The organism is Vreelandella subterranea, from assembly GCF_900111305.1.
GTDB classification, from domain to species: domain Bacteria; phylum Pseudomonadota; class Gammaproteobacteria; order Pseudomonadales; family Halomonadaceae; genus Vreelandella; species Vreelandella subterranea.
Genome location: NZ_FOGS01000003.1, coordinates 262,331 through 279,084, shown reverse-complemented (window position 1 = coordinate 279,084; position 16,754 = coordinate 262,331). Strand labels below are relative to the sequence as shown.

The 16,754-nt window shown below is 58.9% G+C and carries 14 protein-coding genes; 7 read left to right on the top strand and 7 right to left on the bottom strand.

Annotated elements, in window-relative coordinates; genetic code table 11:
- The first annotated feature begins 62 nt into the window (after positions 1–62).
- Positions 63–1,688 (top strand): BCCT family transporter, encoded by a 1,626-nt coding sequence (locus BMX75_RS06830; RefSeq protein ID WP_092826458.1) that lies wholly within the window; start codon positions 63–65, stop codon positions 1,686–1,688.
- 173 nt (positions 1,689–1,861) lie between these two features.
- Here the strand turns inward: BMX75_RS06830 and BMX75_RS06825 are convergent, their stop codons facing one another.
- The 3 genes from BMX75_RS06825 to BMX75_RS06815 are packed head-to-tail and all read right to left on the bottom strand — an operon-like array spanning position 1,862 to position 4,578.
- Entirely contained in the window at positions 1,862–3,127 is a 1,266-nt protein-coding gene (locus tag BMX75_RS06825) for a diguanylate cyclase domain-containing protein (protein ID WP_092826456.1), read from the bottom strand.
- A complete protein-coding gene (locus tag BMX75_RS06820) occupies positions 3,120–3,851 on the bottom strand; it encodes a substrate-binding periplasmic protein (RefSeq protein WP_092826454.1) in 732 nt (243 codons plus the stop codon). The genes BMX75_RS06825 and BMX75_RS06820 overlap by 8 nt, the downstream gene beginning before the upstream one ends.
- Positions 3,841–4,578 (bottom strand): substrate-binding periplasmic protein, encoded by a 738-nt coding sequence (locus tag BMX75_RS06815; protein WP_092826452.1) that lies wholly within the window; start codon positions 4,576–4,578, stop codon positions 3,841–3,843. The genes BMX75_RS06820 and BMX75_RS06815 overlap by 11 nt, the downstream gene beginning before the upstream one ends.
- A 208-nt stretch (positions 4,579–4,786) precedes the next feature.
- Here BMX75_RS06815 and BMX75_RS06810 point away from each other — a divergent pair, with 208 nt between their 5' ends.
- Complete coding sequence (locus BMX75_RS06810; protein ID WP_092826450.1) at positions 4,787–6,139, top strand: MFS transporter; 1,353 nt, start codon at positions 4,787–4,789, stop codon at positions 6,137–6,139.
- 63 nt (positions 6,140–6,202) lie between these two features.
- Complete coding sequence (locus tag BMX75_RS06805) at positions 6,203–6,382, top strand: PLDc N-terminal domain-containing protein (RefSeq protein ID WP_085917053.1); 180 nt, start codon at positions 6,203–6,205, stop codon at positions 6,380–6,382.
- 83 nt (positions 6,383–6,465) lie between these two features.
- Here BMX75_RS06805 and BMX75_RS18310 read toward each other — a convergent pair whose 3' ends face one another.
- Positions 6,466–6,597 (bottom strand): hypothetical protein, encoded by a 132-nt coding sequence (locus tag BMX75_RS18310; RefSeq protein WP_267886945.1) that lies wholly within the window; start codon positions 6,595–6,597, stop codon positions 6,466–6,468.
- Positions 6,598–6,830: 233 nt separating this feature from the next.
- On the opposite strand from BMX75_RS18310, the gene BMX75_RS06800 reads away from it, so the two are divergent.
- Positions 6,831–7,589 (top strand): winged helix-turn-helix domain-containing protein, encoded by a 759-nt coding sequence (locus BMX75_RS06800; protein WP_092826448.1) that lies wholly within the window; start codon positions 6,831–6,833, stop codon positions 7,587–7,589.
- Between the two features lie 13 nt (positions 7,590–7,602).
- Positions 7,603–9,198, top strand: coding sequence for an ATP-binding protein (locus tag BMX75_RS06795; RefSeq protein WP_092826446.1), 1,596 nt, complete (start codon positions 7,603–7,605; stop codon positions 9,196–9,198).
- Here the strand turns inward: BMX75_RS06795 and BMX75_RS06790 are convergent.
- Positions 9,161–10,099 carry a LysR family transcriptional regulator gene (locus BMX75_RS06790; RefSeq protein ID WP_092826444.1) on the bottom strand — a complete coding sequence of 313 codons (939 nt, stop codon included), beginning with the start codon at positions 10,097–10,099 and terminating at the stop codon, positions 9,161–9,163. The two genes, BMX75_RS06795 and BMX75_RS06790, sit on opposite strands and share 38 nt — an antisense overlap.
- Before the next feature lie 99 nt (positions 10,100–10,198).
- Here BMX75_RS06790 and metE point away from each other — a divergent pair, with 99 nt between their 5' ends.
- Positions 10,199–12,496 carry a 5-methyltetrahydropteroyltriglutamate--homocysteine S-methyltransferase gene (metE, locus tag BMX75_RS06785; RefSeq protein WP_092826442.1) on the top strand — a complete coding sequence of 766 codons (2,298 nt, stop codon included), beginning with the start codon at positions 10,199–10,201 and terminating at the stop codon, positions 12,494–12,496.
- 44 nt (positions 12,497–12,540) lie between these two features.
- Here the strand turns inward: metE and ppk1 are convergent, their stop codons facing one another.
- Both ppk1 and hemB read right to left on the bottom strand, forming a co-directional pair.
- Complete coding sequence (ppk1, locus tag BMX75_RS06780) at positions 12,541–14,667, bottom strand: polyphosphate kinase 1 (protein ID WP_422822064.1); 2,127 nt, start codon at positions 14,665–14,667, stop codon at positions 12,541–12,543.
- 205 nt (positions 14,668–14,872) lie between these two features.
- Positions 14,873–15,886, bottom strand: a complete 1,014-nt coding sequence (gene hemB / locus BMX75_RS06775) for a porphobilinogen synthase (protein ID WP_092826438.1) — start codon at positions 15,884–15,886, stop codon at positions 14,873–14,875.
- 160 nt (positions 15,887–16,046) lie between these two features.
- Here hemB and elbB point away from each other — a divergent pair, with 160 nt between their 5' ends.
- Positions 16,047–16,706, top strand: a complete 660-nt coding sequence (gene elbB, locus BMX75_RS06770; protein ID WP_092826539.1) for an isoprenoid biosynthesis glyoxalase ElbB — start codon at positions 16,047–16,049, stop codon at positions 16,704–16,706.
- The last annotated feature ends 48 nt before the right edge of the window (positions 16,707–16,754 follow it).

Here is a 16,754-nt window from a genome sequence, read left to right as displayed (position 1 = left end):
GCGAGAGCCCAGGTGTTACGCTCCTTCAAAGCGTAACGAGTTCATTGTGACAGGGTTGTTATATGGCAAATCATGGAGGAAAGTCGGTGTTCATCGCATCGACGCTGATCATTTTCGGTTTGGTGGTTGTCGGCGCATCTTTCCCGGAAAGTTTTGGCAGTGCCGCAGAGTCGGCACTCGCGACCATCACCGAGTTGTTCGGCTGGTTCTATCTGTTTTCCGTGTTTGGCTTTGTGGTGTTTCTATTTGGCCTGGCGCTCAGTAAATACGGCAAAGTGCGCTTGGGGCCTCAGGACAGTCGGCCCAACTATACCTTCTTTTCCTGGATCAGCATGCTGCTGGCCGCGGGGTTCGGCGTAGGCCTTGTGTTCTACGGCATGGCCGAACCCATGTTTCATTACATTGACCCGCCCTACGGCGATGTAACCGCAGAAACCGAGGCCTCGGCGCGCTACGCGATTCAATACAGCTATTTCAACTGGGGAATTCACCAGTGGGCGGCGTTTTCCGTGGTCGGCTTGATCATTGCCTATTTCCAGTTTCGTAAGGGCCAGGCGGGGCTTGTGTCCTCGGTTCTGTCATCGGTCACGGCGAAGCACCCAAGAATACGTCCTTACGCCTCCTGGCTGGATGTGTTTGCCGTAGTAGCCACGGTCATGGGGGTAGCGACTTCGCTAGGCCTGGGTGTGTTGCAAATGAACGGCGGCTTGAATGCCGTCTTTGGCCTGCCCGAAAACGGCTTTTGGCAGTTTGTCATCCTGTTTGTGATGTTTTGCGCCTACATGCTCTCCACCTGGTCGGGCCTGGACAAAGGCATCAAGCGTTTGTCGAACCTGAACATGATGTTGTGCATCGGCCTGATGCTTTATGTGCTGTTTACCGGCCCGACCATCGCGATTTTGGAGACGATTACGGTCGGGCTTGGCGACTATCTGCAAAACTTTATCGGCATGAGCCTACGTACCGCGCCGTACAGTGATGAAAACTGGGCAAGCAGTTGGACCATCTTCTACTGGGCGTGGGTCATCGCCTGGTCGCCTTTCGTGGGTACCTTTGTTGCCCGCGTATCCCGGGGACGTACGATCAAGGAATATGTCTTTGGCGTGCTGCTGGTGCCGCCGCTGTTGGCCTGCTTGTGGATTGGCGTGTTCGGCGGCGCCGCACTCAATATGGAAATTGTCGGTGACGACGTTGGCCTTGCAGCGGCGACCCAGGACAATATCACCGTGGCACTGTTTGAAATGTTCGATCTAATGCCGTTTTCCGGTGTGCTGTCGCTTATTGCCATCATGTTGATTTTCGTTTTTCTGGTGACGTCCGCCGACTCGGCGTCCTACATCGTGGCGCAAATGACCGATAATGGCTCCATTAACCCGCCGCTTTACAAGCGGGTGCTGTGGGGGGGGTTGATCGCCGCGATCTGCTTTACCCTGATTTTGGCGGGCGGGCTGACCGGCCTGCAGTCGGCAGCGGTGCTATCCGCGCTTCCGTTCACCTTTATTCTCTACATGATGGTGATCGTGCTGGTACGAGAGCTGCGAGCAGACCGTAAAGCGATGCTTACCCAGCTGTACCGTCGCCACGGCGAAACACCGGTGGGGGCGGATGCCTTTGAAGCGGAAGAGTTAGGCGAAGAAGAGCGCTTACGCCGTGCGCCCAACGTTATCAACCGGCGTATCAATCACTGAGGGTATCTCTCCCATGAAGGGTAACGACTGATGGTCAGGCAAACGCGGCACGGTGCCACTCGGCGAGCGTCCAGGGGGGCTGTCTTTGACCGCTGGTTGGACCGAGCCGTGTGTGTCGCGGTCGTAATGGCACTTGTCATCGGGCTAGCCGCCGTTATCGCGCACTGGTGGTTTTAAGCCGTCCGCGGGCGGGTTTCGACGCGGTTTCGGCCCAGATGCTTGGCGTGATACAGATGCTGATCGGCCTGGGCCAGTAGCGCCGCTGGGCTGATCGTCGTCTGGGCAGGTGTGCTGGCGACCCCCATGCTGGCGGTCAGGTGGGTATGCGTACTCGAGTAGGCATGAGGGATGGCCAGCGAAAGCACGGCCTGGCGTAAACGCTGGGCGACCTCAAGCGCAGCCTCCTCATCCTTATTGGGCAAGACGCAGACAAACTCCTCGCCGCCATAGCGTGCCAGCAGGTCATGGGCCGGGTCGATGCAGTTATTCAGCACCTGTGCCACCGCGCGAAGCGTGTCATCACCCATGGCGTGACCGTAATGGTCGTTAAATTCTTTAAAGTTGTCGATATCGATAAAGATAACCGAAAATGGTTCGGCACGTCGCCTGGCACGTTTCCACTGCTGCTGATAAAACAGGTCAAAATGCCGCCGATTGGCGACGCCGGTCAGCCCATCAATATGCGACAGATGGTGGAGCTGGTCGCGTTGGTCCAACCCTTGTTGAAAGGCCTGCAACAAGTGGTCGAGGCTGTCGACCAAATGCCCCAACTCATCATGACGATGACCTCGCAACCGGGGTTTATCCCACTCGCCGGGGCGTTCGGGATCGGCATGGGCGATAGCGTCGTGGACCTTGAGCAGTGGTCGGGTAATAAAATAATGGAAGAAGGCAATAATCAACAGGCTGAGTATAAAGGCTTCCACCACGCTGGACCCAACGACGGAGATGCTTCGATCGAGAAATTGCTGGGTAAGGCGCTGCTCATCAAGCCGAAGCTCGACCTTGCCGACCTCGGCTTCGGGTAGGTCGGCGGCCACGTAATAATTAAGCGGAATCTGATAATACAGCATATCGCCAAACAGTCGTTGGCTTAGCCAGCTCGTTTCAACTGCTTCGGTGGGAGCAAACCCGGCCAGGGGGCTGCCGAAATCGTCAAGAATGACGACTTCGGCAATTTCGTTATCGCTGAATAACCCATAGGCAATCTGATGGGCCAGGTCAGGGTTCAACTGAAATGCGGCTTCGGCGGCAGCACCCTTGACGATAGCCAGCTGCTGTTCAACACGCTGGGCGACACTCTGACGCATCGACGAGGCGTGATTGAACAGCTCCATACTGCCTGCGATAACGCTGATCAAGATAGCCAACAGCATGGTGAGCAGGGCTTGCTTGGATGTCAGGCTCCCCGAGCGCAACGGTAGGGATGCTTTATTCATGGCGCCAAGCTCCGCGTGCCTCGCCAAGAGGAGGGAGGTTGTGCTGTAGCCGCTTGATCAGATTCCTGGAGACGCTGGGATGACAGGCAAGATACAGCGGCGCACGATAAAACGTAAAAAGGTGATTCAGCGCCACGTTTTCGGCGTTGGCCAGAAACTCGCCGGTGGCTTTGCCGGTGACGATGACATCGACAAGGCCCGCGTTCAAACGCGCCAGATTCTCGCGTTCATTCGGGGCGCGCAGCACCTCAACTCCCTGCGCAGCGACATGATTACCCACCGCATCTTCGCGGAAGCTGCCTACGCGAAAGTCAGCCAGCTCTTGTATTGAGCTCGCCTTGATATCCTGGCCCTCAAGGCTGAACGCTGCCCACTCGTTGACGACCAGTGGCCCCGCCCAGCGAAAGAGAGCCTCGCGCTCTGTTGTTCGGGTGGTGGAGTAAACGCAATTTTGCTCGCGCAGGCGTGCAGCGGTATAGGCCCTGGCCCAGGGAAGTAGCCGAAACTCCGCGTCAACATCCGCCGCATGTAATGCCGCCCGTAGCACCTGGGTGGCGCTACCTATGATCTGTCCTTGCTCACTTGGATAATTGAAGGGCGGGTAATCTTCGGTATTGATGATCAGCGGCGCCGCACTGAGTGGCTGGCTAAGGGCCAGCAATAAGGTTCCCAGCAAAGACCGCCAGCCTGTCGAGAAGCGTTGCTTTAACGGTTCATTCCGCATAATCGGTGACCTCGCGGTCTTTTTGTCCGGCACGAAGGTCCTCCAGAGCCTTCTGCAGGCGATTAATCAGGCCTTGATCCGTGGCGGGGTTGATAGCGAAGTATAAGTCCGACTCGCTTAACGTATGCACGGCCGTTAATCGACTGGCGTCCACGCTTTCCCGGGTGGCGATCCAGCGCGCCACTTCATCGCTATAGGCCCATAAATCGACGCGTCCACGACGCAACATGTGCAGGGCGCTGAGGTTATCGATGGCCGGGCGGAGTAACTCGGCCGGGTAGTCGGCTTCTTGCAGCGCTTGAGCGCCAATATCTTCACGGATCACCGTGATGCTTAACTGTCTGTCAATCGCCTCTTCCAGCGAGCCGAGCTGAGCGACCTGATGATCCCAGGTCAACAGCACGACCCTGTCGCGTGCAATGGGACCCACCCATTTGAAGTGTGCTTCCCGGGCAGGGGTACGGGTGGTCGAAAATAACGCCGTGCTGGGTTTGCTTAGCGCCAGCTCGTAGCCGCGTACCCAAGGATAGTAGAGGATATCCTCACGCTTGAAAGGTGTGCCAGTATGCTCAAGTATTGACTCAAGCAGCGTGACCGCTCGACCCTCCAGCTGACCCGTCTGTGGGTCCAGGTAGTTGTAGGGAGGGTACTCCTCGGTAACAAAGGTGAGCGACCTCAGGCCAGAAGGCGAACCGTCAGCGAGTGCCAAGGTGGCTAGCAGGGACATTAGCCCTGCTAGCCACCACCCGATGATCGGCTTTCGACGACAACTCCCTGCCCCCGCATCCTTCATGTACTAACGTCCCTGTTATTAGATGATCAATCAAACTTAGAGCAAGCCGCCGCGACTGTCACCTCTATTCTTCCAACGCTAGGCGTGTCGCTCGTGCCGCAACCTGATACGCTTGGCGTCTTGTTCGCTGGTGAGAGACATCATGGTGCACGCTCAATCTACCCAAGCGGCTTCAGACTTCGCTTCGCGTCGTGAAATTTTTGGCTGGGCGATGTTCGATTTTGCCAACCAAGCCTACACCTTGCTGATTATCACCGTGGTGTTCGGCGAATTGTTTACTACTGTCATTGTCGGCGACCGCGGCGATAACTTTAGGCTTGCCAATCTGCTGTGGAGTCTTGCCCTGGCCACCAGTTACCTGTTGGTGGTGGTCACCGCACCGCTCTGTGGTGCGATCATGGATGAGCGGGCAGAAAAGAAACGCTTTCTGCTGTTCAGCTACCTGGCCACCGTTGCGACGACCGCCATGCTGTATTTTGTGGCGCCAGGCTATGTGGTCCTTGGGCTCATCCTGATCATCCTTTCGAATTATGCCTACTCGATGGGGGAGTCATTTATCGCGGCCTTTTTGCCTTCACTGGGTCCTCCCCAGTCGCTGGGCAAGATCTCCGGGTTTGGCTGGGCGCTGGGCTATATCGGCGGGCTCTTTGCCGCGGGTTTCACCCTGGTGGTACTTGGCGAAGCAAGTGCCGACAACTTCGAGCGCATTCGCTGGGTAGGTCCCTTCGCTGCCGGATTTTTCCTGGTGGCCGCCATCCCTACCTTCATATGGCTGAAAGAGCGGGCAACCCCGCAACCGCATCACGGATCCTACTGGCACACGGCGCGGCGGCGGGTCACGGCCACTTTTCATGACCTGAAGCATTTCAGGGATCTGTCGGTGTTTCTGGTATCGCTGCTGTTTTCGATGGCTGGGGTGTACATCATTATCGCCTTTGCCTTTATTTACGGGGCCCAGGTGATTGGTTGGGAAGCAAGCGTGCGCAATATCATGTTCATTATTGTGCAAATTACGGCGGCCGCCGGGGCGTTGGGCTTTGGCTGGATTCAGGACCGGCTGGGTGCCAAGCGTACCTATCAGATCACCCTTGGGCTGTGGATCGCCGCCATTCTGGCGATCTGGCTGACCCCGGAGTTCACCGACTGGGTGAACCAGGCCACCGGGTGGCAATGGCAACCCCAGTATGTCTTCTTGTTCGTGGGCTGTTTAGCCGGGCTAAGCCTGGGTTCCAGTCAGTCGGCAAGCCGTGCCCTGGTCGGCTTATTCTCGCCAACGACCAAGTCAGCGGAATTCTTTGGCTTTTGGGGGTTGGCCAACAAGCTGGCCGGTGTCATCGGGATTGTGCTGCTGGGAGGGCTGCAGGCGCTGGTCGGTCTCCAGGCATCTATCCTGCTGTGCGCGGTATTGTTTGGCGTGGCGATGCTGATTTGCGCCAGGGTCAACGAAGCGCGTGGTCGCCAGGCAGCGCTGAACTGGCGGGCATCCCCTGGGTAGCTTGTGTCAGCTGTAGCGATATGCTTAGCTGCACAATCATGGACCCGGATACAAGGAGTTGATATGGGCATTGAAGTCGGTGGATTACTGGGGCTTATCTGGCTCGTCATCATCGTTTGGGCCATCATCAAGGTGGCGAAAAGCACCGCGGGTGGTCTGGCCAAGTTGCTGTGGATACTGGTGTTGCTGTTTTTTCCACTGGTGGGGCTGATCGTTTGGCTGCTGCTGGGGCCGAAAGGATAGAACTGCGTTACTGATGACGCCGATATGAATAAGGCAGGCCCCGGGCCTGCCTTATTAGGTAACTGGCTATCGATTAATGGCGATCAGCTTTGTTCTTCACCGGGAGGCGCCTTGTAATGCCCGGGAATTTTAAGTTTCTCACCGTTAGGCAGATCGCGCACTTGGGTGGGTACGTAAACGCGTTTGATGACACTTTTGGGTTTGTCACTTCCCATGACCGTCTCCTCCTGTCAGGTTGTCGACAGCGTAGTCACTTACATTAGCTGTCGATGTCACAAGAATCAAGCGGCGGCTTTTGGGTAAAATGGTTAATAAACGTGCATATTGCATCGCCTGGCAAGCGCTTGGTCACTTTTGAGGTATTCTGTAAATAAACATAAACAGCTTGCTTTTGCGTGGGGTAAAGCAGGCGATAAGACACATAGCTTAGATGGAGTTGACAACTAGGATGGTGGATCGCTTAGAAGAACAGTTTCAGACGCTTGGAAGTCAAGAATCGCACAAGCCTGATTATCCCGAAAAGGATCATATTCTCATCATCGAGGATGATCAGCGCCTGGCCGAGCTGACCCGGGATTATCTGGAAGCCAACGGCTTTCAAGTTACCTTGGAGGCTGATGGGGCGAAGGGGGTGGATCGCATTCTGACGCTGCAGCCGGATCTGGTGATTCTTGATTTAATGCTGCCCGGGGAAGACGGCCTGGCGATCTGTCGTCGCGTGCGGCCCAACTTTGCGGGGCCGATCATGATGTTGACGGCACGTACGGACGATCTGGATCAGGTGTTGGGGCTGGAAATGGGCGCAGATGACTATGTGCCCAAGCCTGTTCAGCCCAGAGTACTCTTGGCCCGCATGCGGGCGCTATTGCGACGTGCCGATGGGCCCGCCTCTGAAGGCGAGATACGTCTGCGCTTCGAGAATCTGGAAATCGATAATGCCACCCGTGAAGCCTGGCTGTCGGGGGAGCGCATCGATTTGACCAGCGCGGAGTTTGACCTCTTGTGGCTGTTGGCGCGCAATGCCGGGCGTGTACTCACCCGTGAAGAGATTTTTAATGATCTGCGCGGGATCAAATACGATGGACAGGATCGCTCGATCGATGTGCGGGTATCACGTATTCGCCCCAAGATTGGTGATGACCCCAACCAGCCCCATCGTATCAAGACGGTACGTAGCAAGGGTTACCTGTTTGTGAAAGACAGCTAAGAAGGACAGCCACATGCGGCGGGTTCTCAGCCACGGCTCGTTTTTACGCTTTTATCTGCTGCTGGGTGCCGCGCTGTTAATGGTGTTTTTAATTGCCCTGGGCGGGCGCGCCTTTATCGAGCAGGTCAGCCGTGAGGATTATCGCGAGGCATTAGCGGCGCTGCCGATGTCGTTAATGGCGGAGCAACTCGCCGACAGTACGCCCCGCGAACGCCAGGCGAAGCTGGCGGGCTGGGCCGAGCAGCTCGATATGCAGTTGACCCTTGTGCCGCTGGAAGATGCATCCCTGAGCTATTTCGAGCGTGCCCGTCTGGAGCGGGGGAAAGTACTGGTGGCGACCTCCCCCTGGCGATTACAGCGCCGCCTGCCTGACCAACCCTGGCTGTTACAGGCCGACTTCCCTTACTGGAGCGAGCGACAGTGGCACGCCACCATAGAGATACTGGGTGCCTGGCTTTCACCGCTTGACGGTAGCGAACGCCGTGAGCGGCTGGGTGCACTGGAGCAGGGTAGCTGGCCACTTTCGCTGACCGACCGCCCGCCTGCTGCGTTGAGTGATGCGCAGCGTCGCCAGCTCGATCGCGGCGAGGTGGTCATGCAGTTACGCGGCGAGCAGCTGTCGATCAGTTTCGTCTATCAACTGCCCGACGGTTCCCAATGGCTTGAAGCAGGCCCTGCCACCGGGGGCTCTGACCTGCCGCTCAATCTTCACCTGCCGTTATTGATGGCCCTGATGGTCGTGCTGGCGCTGATTATCTACCTGGTGATGCGCAGTATCGAATCGCGCATGGCGCGTCTCGAGCTGGCGGCGACAAGGATTGCCAGCGGCCGCCTGGAAACTCGCGTCAAGGTCGAAAGCGGCGACTTCCTAGGGCGCCTTGGCATGGCGTTCAACGGCATGGCCAATCAGGTGCAGTCGCTGTTGCGCGGCCAGCAGGAGATGATTCGCGCCGTGTCACACGAGCTGCGAACGCCGGTAGCCCGTATCCGGTTTGCCGTGCAAATGGTCGAGGACATGACCGACCAGCCCGCGATACGGCGCCAGCTTCAGGGTATCGATACCGATATTGCCGAGCTGGATGAGCTGATCGATGAAATTCTCACCTATGCCCGGCTGGGGGGGGAGACGGTCAACGGCGCCGAGCTGGAAACCTCGCTGGTGGAATGCCGGGCGATGGCCGAGCGGGTGATCGACGCGCTTTCGCCGCTCCATGAAGGCTTGTCGATAACGCTGGCGCCGGGGCCTGACATCGAGCTGCTGGCGGAGCCCCGCTATCTTCAGCGCGCCTTGCAGAACCTGGTCAGTAATGCCTGTCGCCATGGTCAGTCCAGGGTGGTGATTGGGCTTTGGGATGAACCCCATCTGGTACGTATTGATGTGGAGGACGATGGGCCGGGGATTCCAGCCGATGCGCGGGCCGACGTGTTCAAACCTTTCGCCCGCCTGGACGATAGCCGTGCGCGCAGTTCGGGAGGCTACGGGCTGGGGCTGTCGATTGTGCAAAAAGTCATGGCAGGCCACGGCGGTAGCGTCACCGTGGATACCAGTCCTTCCCTGGGTGGCGCGCGGTTTACGCTATTGATTCCGCGTCGCGAGTCGCCGGTTTGATGCCGTTGAGGACGGCAAACGACGTTTCCTGTGCGGTGCGTAAAAAATCCTGCATCCATGGTGCCTCCAGCGTTTCCTCGCGGACGGCGGCATACAGCGTACTCCACACGCCCTGCTCGCCAAGCTTGACGGCACTTACGTAGTCGCGTTCCAGGTACTCCGAGAGCGCCCAGTTAGGCAGCGCGCAGACCCCACGGCCGCTGGCGACAAGCTGCATCATCATGATCGTCAGCTCGGCGGTGCGGATTTCCCGGGGGCGCACATTGGCGGGTGTCAGAAATTGGCTAAAGACGTCAAGCCGTGACTGCTCGACCGGGTAGGTGATCAGGGTTTCATCGGCAAGTGCCTCGGGCGTCACGAAGCCCTGGCTGGCAAGCGGATGCTGCCGGGCAACCGCAAGCAATCCTTCGTAGCGGAACAGCGGCGCGTAGTGAACCCCCTCGATGGGCTGCGGATCCGCCGTGATCACCAGGTCGAGCTGTTCGCGCGCCAGCGCGGGCAGCGGGTCAAAATGGTGGCCGCTGGGGATATCGATCTCGACCTCGGGCCAGTGATCGCGAAAGTAGTCCACCGTGGGCATCAGCCACTGGAAGCAGCTGTGGCACTCAATGGCCATGTGCAGCCTGCCCATTTCGGTCCCCGCCATGCGGGCCAGGTCGCGCTCTGCCTTGCGGACTTCGGGCAGAATCTGGTCGGCGAGGGCCAGTAGACGCAGTCCGGCGCGGGTGAACTCAACCGGCCGGGTCTTGCGCATGAACAGCGGGCTATCCACTCGGCTCTCAAGGTCCTTCAGCTGATGGGACAGCGCAGACTGGGTGAGGTGGACCCGCTCGGCGGCTTCTACCAGAGATCCCGTCTCACGCAGCGCCAGCAGGGTGCGCAAGTGGCGTAATTCAATCATGGTGAAATTTTTTCATTCTCAGTATTAGAAACTTTAGTTTGATTCACTTTTTATGGATGCCCAGACTAAGTGAAATCATTCACGTTGCAAGGTTTCATCATGACAGTTTCTCATATCCTCGGCTATCCCCGAATTGGTGCCCAGCGCGAGCTTAAAAAAGCCACCGAAGCTTACTGGCAGGGCGAGTGTTCCCGCGAAGCGCTTGAACAGACCGGCCGCGACTTGCGCTTTCGCCATTGGCAAGCACAGCAGGCGGCGGGGCTCGATCTGGTCAGCGTGGGGGATTTCGCGTTTTACGACCAGGTGCTCAATGTCTCGGTACTGTTAGGCGCGGTGCCCGAGCGCTTCCAGGCGGCACGGGAAATCGCGGCGGGTGACATTGACCTGGATACCACCTTTCGCATGGCGCGGGGGCGGGCGCCCAGCGGCGAACCGGCAGCTGCCTGTGAAATGACCAAGTACTTTGATACCAACTACCATTATCTGGTCCCGGAGCTGCACGAAGGGCAACGCTTTACCCTCGCCTCCAACCGACTGTTCGACGAAGTCGACGAGGCACTGACCGCGGGATTTACCCCCAAGGTGACCCTGACCGGACCGCTCACCTGGCTTTGGCTGGGTAAATCCCCAAGCGGCGAGCTGGACCGGTTGACGCTGTTGGACAGCGTTCTGGACGTTTACTGCGAAGTGCTGGCACGCCTTGCCACTCAGGGTGTCGAGTGGGTTCAACTGGATGAACCGGCGCTGGTGCAGGACTTGCCCCTTGCCTGGCAGCAGGCCTTTGAGCGCGCCTATCACCGCTTGCAGTCCGCTCCCGTGAAGCTGATGGTGGCCAGTTACTTTGGTGGTCTGGGTGACAACCTGTCGGTGGCGACCCGGCTGCCGGTGGATGGGCTGCACATTGACGCTGTCTGCGCGCCTCAGCAGGTAGACAGCGTGATTGATCGACTGAGCCCTCACCAGGTGCTGTCGGTGGGGGTTGTCGATGGCCGCAATATCTGGCGCGCTGACCTGGCGGCGCTGAGAGAGCGCCTGCTGCCGCTCAAGGTTCGCCTGGGTAAGCGGCTCTGGCTGGCGCCAAGCTGCTCACTGCTGCACGTGCCGGTGGATCTGGCCCAGGAAACAGACCTTGATGAGGCATTGGTCAGCTGGCTGGCCTTTGCCCGCCAAAAGCTCGACGAGGTGGTTTGCCTGGCCCGGCTGATCGATAATCGCGCCACCGACCTTGATGAGCAGCGCTTGAAGGCAGCAACGCAGGCGTTGGATGAGCGGCGCGAATCAGGGCGTATTCATCGGCCAGCCGTCGGTGCCCGGGTTGCTGCCATCACGGCCGAAGACAGCCAGCGTCACGCCCCCTATGCCGAGCGTGCCGTGGCCCAGCGGCGGGCCCTGAACCTACCCCTGTTGCCGACCACGACGATTGGCTCCTTCCCGCAAACCCCCGCTATCCGAGCGGCGCGTCGTGCCTTTAAAGCGGGTGAGATAAGCCAGCCTGACTACGAGGCGCGCATGCGTTCGGACATTGCCTACGCGGTCGAGCGCCAGGAAGCATTGGGTCTCGATGTACTGGTACACGGTGAGGCCGAGCGCAACGACATGGTGGAATACTTTGGCGAACAGCTGGACGGCTTTGCCTTTACCCGCTTTGGCTGGGTGCAAAGCTACGGCTCGCGGTGCGTCAAGCCGCCGATCATTTTTGGTGACGTGACCCGTCCGGACGCCATGACCGTACCCTGGAGCACGTATGCGCAAACGCTCACCGACAAGCCCATGAAAGGCATGCTGACCGGCCCGGTAACCATCCTGCAGTGGTCCTTTGTACGCGATGATCAGCCGCGGGACACCACTTGTCGGCAGATTGCGCTGGCGCTGCGTGACGAAGTGCAGGATCTGGAGCGCGCCGGTATCCGGATCATTCAAATCGACGAGCCCGCCCTGCGCGAAGGCTTGCCGCTACGCCAGCAGGAATGGCAGGACTACCTGGACTGGGCAGTGGCGTGCTTCCGGTTGACTGCCTCAGTCGTCGACGACAGCACGCAGATTCACACCCATATGTGCTATTCGGAGTTCAACGACATCATTGGCGCCATTGCGGCGCTGGATGCCGACGTGATCACCATCGAAACGTCACGCTCGAACATGGAATTACTGGACGCCTTTCAGGACTTTGCCTACCCCAATGAAATGGGGCCAGGTGTTTACGATATCCACACGCCGAATATTCCCGACGTGGCGTGGATGGTCGATTTGCTGGAAAAAGCGCTGGAAAAGATTCCCGCCGAGCGGCTGTGGGTCAACCCGGATTGCGGCCTGAAAACCCGCACCTGGGCCGAGGTGGAACCGGCCCTGGCCAATATGGTCGAGGCAGCCCAGCAGGTGCGTCAGCGCTATACGTAAACGGACCTTTAACCCCGGCCTGGTGCCGGGGTTTTTGCACTGGGCTAGCTTTTGCTGGCGTAGGCGTAGAGCAGGGTTTCCTGGGCGCTGATGGCATCCCCGCTGCCAGGGTCTTGCAGGTGGTAGCTGCCGTCGCTTTGCAGCAGCCAGCTCTGGCAGTTGTCGACCAGGTAGGTTTCCAGGTCCTTGCGCACCCGCGTGGCCAGCTTTTTATCCAGCAGCGGAAAGCAGGTCTCCACCCGGTGGAACATGTTGCGCGACATGAAGTCGGCACTTGAACACCAGATCTCCGGCTTGCCGTCGTTGTGGAAATGGAAAACCCGGGTGTGTTCCAGAAAGCGGCCAATGATCGAGCGGACACGGATATTGTCCGACACCCCCGGCACGCCGGGTTTAAGGCAGCACATGCCACGGATGATCAGGTCGCATTCCACACCCGCCTGGGAGGCGCGATAAAGCGCCTTGATCAGTTTCGGCTCGGTGAGCGAATTGCACTTGATAATGATATGGGCCCGCTTGCCCTTGCGGGCGACCTGGGCTTCACGGTCGATCATTTCCATTAGCCGCTCGTGCAGGGTAAACGGCGCGTGGAGCAGCGTGTCGATCTTGCGCGCGCGCCCCATCCCCGACAGCTGCTGAAACACCCGGTGCACGTCGGCGCAAAGCGCCTTGTTGGCGGTCAACAGGCTGTAGTCGGTGTACAGCTTGGCGGTCTTCGAATGGTAGTTACCAGTACCCAGATGCGCGTAGTGGCGGAGCTCGCCCTGCTCGCGGCGGACGATGTGCAGCAGCTTGGCATGCGTCTTGTACGCCATGATGCCGTAAATCACGATGGCACCGGCTTCCTGAAGGCGCGATGCCAGCTGCAGATTATCGGCCTCGTCGAAGCGAGCGCGCAGCTCGATCACCACGGTGACTTCCTTGCCCTGGCTGGCCGCGTCCACCAGTGCGCTGACAATCGGCGAATCGGCGCCGGTACGGTAGAGCGTCTGTTTGATGGCCAGCACATTCGGGTCGCGGGCCGCTTCGCTGAGCAGGTCCTCGATTGGCGAAAACGACTGGAAAGGGTGGTGCAGCAGCACGTCCTGCTTGGCGATGGCATCAAACAGGCTGCCGCCTTTCAGGGCTTTGGGGATCCCGGGCGTGTATGGCCGGTAGAGCAGTTCCGGCCGGTCAACATCGCCCAGTACGGCCATCATCCGGGTCAGGTTGACCGGGCCTTGCACGCGGTACAGGTCGTCAGCCTCGAGGCTGAACTGGCGCAGCAGGAAGTTGGTCAGGTCGTCCGGGCAGTTATCGGCCACTTCCAGACGTACACCACTGCCATAGCGGCGAGCCAAGAGCTCGCCACGCAGCGCGGAGGCCAGGTCGGAGACCTCTTCCGGGTCGACACTCATGTCGGCGTTGCGTGTCAGGCGGAACTGGTAGCAACCGCGCACCTTCATGCCGGGAAACAGTTCTTCGGCATGGGCATGAATCATCGACGACAGGAACACGTACTCGGTATAGCCCTCGCTACACAGATGCTTGGGAAGCGCCATGAGGCGTGGCAGCGAGCGGGGCGCGGGGAGAATCGCCATCCCCCCGGCGCGTCCAAAGGCATCCTTGCCCTCCAGCTCGACGATAAAGTTGAGGCTTTTGTTCACCAGCCGCGGAAAGGGATGCGAGGGGTCCAGCCCGATGGGGCTGATGACCGGCATGATGTCGTTGTTGAACAGCTCATGGACCCAGTCTTTTTGCGCCTTGGTCCATTGGTCGCGGCGACGGAACCTTAGCCCCTGCGCTTCTAGAGCAGGTAACAACGTATCGTTGAGAATCTGATACTGGCGGACGATTTGCGCATGGGCAATGTCGGAAATCTCGGCCAGCACCGCCCTTGGCAGCCGCCCGTCGGCACTCGTTGTATCGTCACCCAGGGCAATCTGGTGCTTGAGTCCGGCCACACGAATTTCAAAGAACTCATCCATGTTGGATGAAAAAATCAGCAAGAACATCAATCGGTTGAGCAGCGGGTGTGCTTCATCCAGCGCCTGCTCCAGCACACGGATATTGAACTGCAGGTGGGAGAGCTCGCGATTGAAGTAAAGCTGCGGGTCGTCCAGATCGGTCTCAGGCAGCGCTTCGCGGGCCTGAACGCCCGTGGGCGTGCGGTTGACGCGAAGCGTGGACATCTCGCTGTCGCTACCGTCACTGTCATGGCGCGGATAGGGCGAGTTATCGGTGACCTGGTCGTCCATGGTAGCTGCCTCCGGCGTTAGTCGTCTCTGAGCATATCACTGCCTGATACGCATCTGTTAACGCAGTATGGCGGAGGAAGATGACAAAGACGTGTCACGGCATTGTCATCTAGGCCATGTCGGCCTCAGCCACCCAGGATCAACGCGTATTCGTCAGCAGTCGTGCGGCGTCAAGGGCAAAATAGCTCAGAATACCGTCAGCCCCGGCGCGCTTGAAACACATCAAAGACTCCAGAATGACCGTGTCGGCATCCAGCCAGCCATTGTCGAAAGCGGCGCGATGCATCGCGTACTCGCCGCTTACCTGGTAGGCGTAGGTGGGGACGCGTAATTCGCTTTTGACACGTCTGACAACGTCCAGGTAGGGCATTCCCGGTTTGACCATGACCATATCGGCGCCTTCGGCAAGGTCCATCGCCACCTCATGAAGCGCCTCGTCGCTGTTGGCCGGGTCCATCTGGTAAGTCCGCTTGTCGGCCTTGCCCAGGTTGGCGGAGGAGCCCACGGCGTCGCGGAAGGGGCCGTAGTAGTGCGAGGCATACTTGGCACTGTAGGCCATGATGCGCACGTTGTGCAGATGCTCCTGTTCAAGCACCTGGCGGATAGCGCTGATACGCCCATCCATCATGTCGGAGGGGGCTACGACATCGGCACCGGCTTCGGCATGGGAGAGGGCTTGTTTGAGCAGGGTGTCGACGGTGCGGTCGTTAAGCACGTAGCCGTTTTCGTCGATAATGCCGTCCTGACCGTGGATGGTATAGGGGTCAAGGGCGACGTCGGTGATGATACCCAGTTCCGGGAGCGCCTCTTTGAGTGCGCGCACGCTGCGCTGTACCAGGCCATTGGCGTTGTACGCCTCTTCGGCGAACTCGGTTTTCTGTTCGCCGCCGACGACCGGGAACAGCGCAATCGCGGGAATGCCCAGGGCGTAGGCCTCGCGTGCCTGCTCGATCAAGAGGTCAATGGATAGCCGCTCGACGCCTGGCATGGAGGCGATGGCCTCGCGCTGCTGGCTGCCTTCCAGAACGAAGACCGGCAGAATAAGATCGTCGGCCGTCAGCGTTGATTCGCGCATTAAACGGCGGGAGAAATCGTCGCGACGCATGCGTCGCAGACGCGTCGCGGGAAAGTGACGAGGGGTAGGTGTACTCAACGGTCTTCTCCACAAAAACTCGAAAATGAGGCTATCTGCCGCCCTTGGCTGAGTATATCAGCCCTGACCTGCATCGAAAGCCGTCTTGTGGTGCGCTTAAAGACTGACTAAAGTGGCGCAAACGCTGCTGAACGAGCAGGCCCTGCACAAGGAGAAAAGCATGACCAAACAGGTAGCCGTGATTCTTGCTGGCTGCGGTGTATACGACGGGTCGGAAATTTACGAAACCACCCTGACGCTACTGCGCTTGGACCAGCTGGGGATAGGATATCGTTGTTTTGCCCCGGATATCGAGCAGCACCATGTGGTCAATCACCACACCCAGGAGGCCAGCACCGACGAACGCCGCAACGTGCTGGTGGAGTCCGCTCGGTTGGCGCGCGGTGATGTGAGTCCGCTGACCGAGCTGGCCGCCGACGAGTTTGACGCCGTGATTGTGCCCGGCGGCTTCGGGGTGGCCAAGAACCTGTCTGATTTTGCCAGTGCCGGCGACAGCATGGAGGTTTTGGAATCGTTCAAGGAGGTGCTGTCAGGCTTTCGCGACGATGCCAAGCCGATCGGCCTGATCTGTATTGCACCGGTGTTGGCGACGCGTTTACTGGGCGATGGCATTGCCGTGACGGTGGGAAATGACCCTGGCGTATCCGGGGCCATCAGTGCCATGGGCGGCCTGCACCGCAGCTGTAGCGTCGAGGATATCGTGGTCGACCTGGAGCACCGTGTGGTCACCACGCCTGCCTACATGCTGGCAACGCGGATCAGCGAAGCCGCCACCGGCATCTTCAAGCTGGTTGATCGGATTGATGACATGATGGGCTGATCCGTTGGGCCATGCCCTGCCGGATCGCTTTATAGACTGACCCGCCGC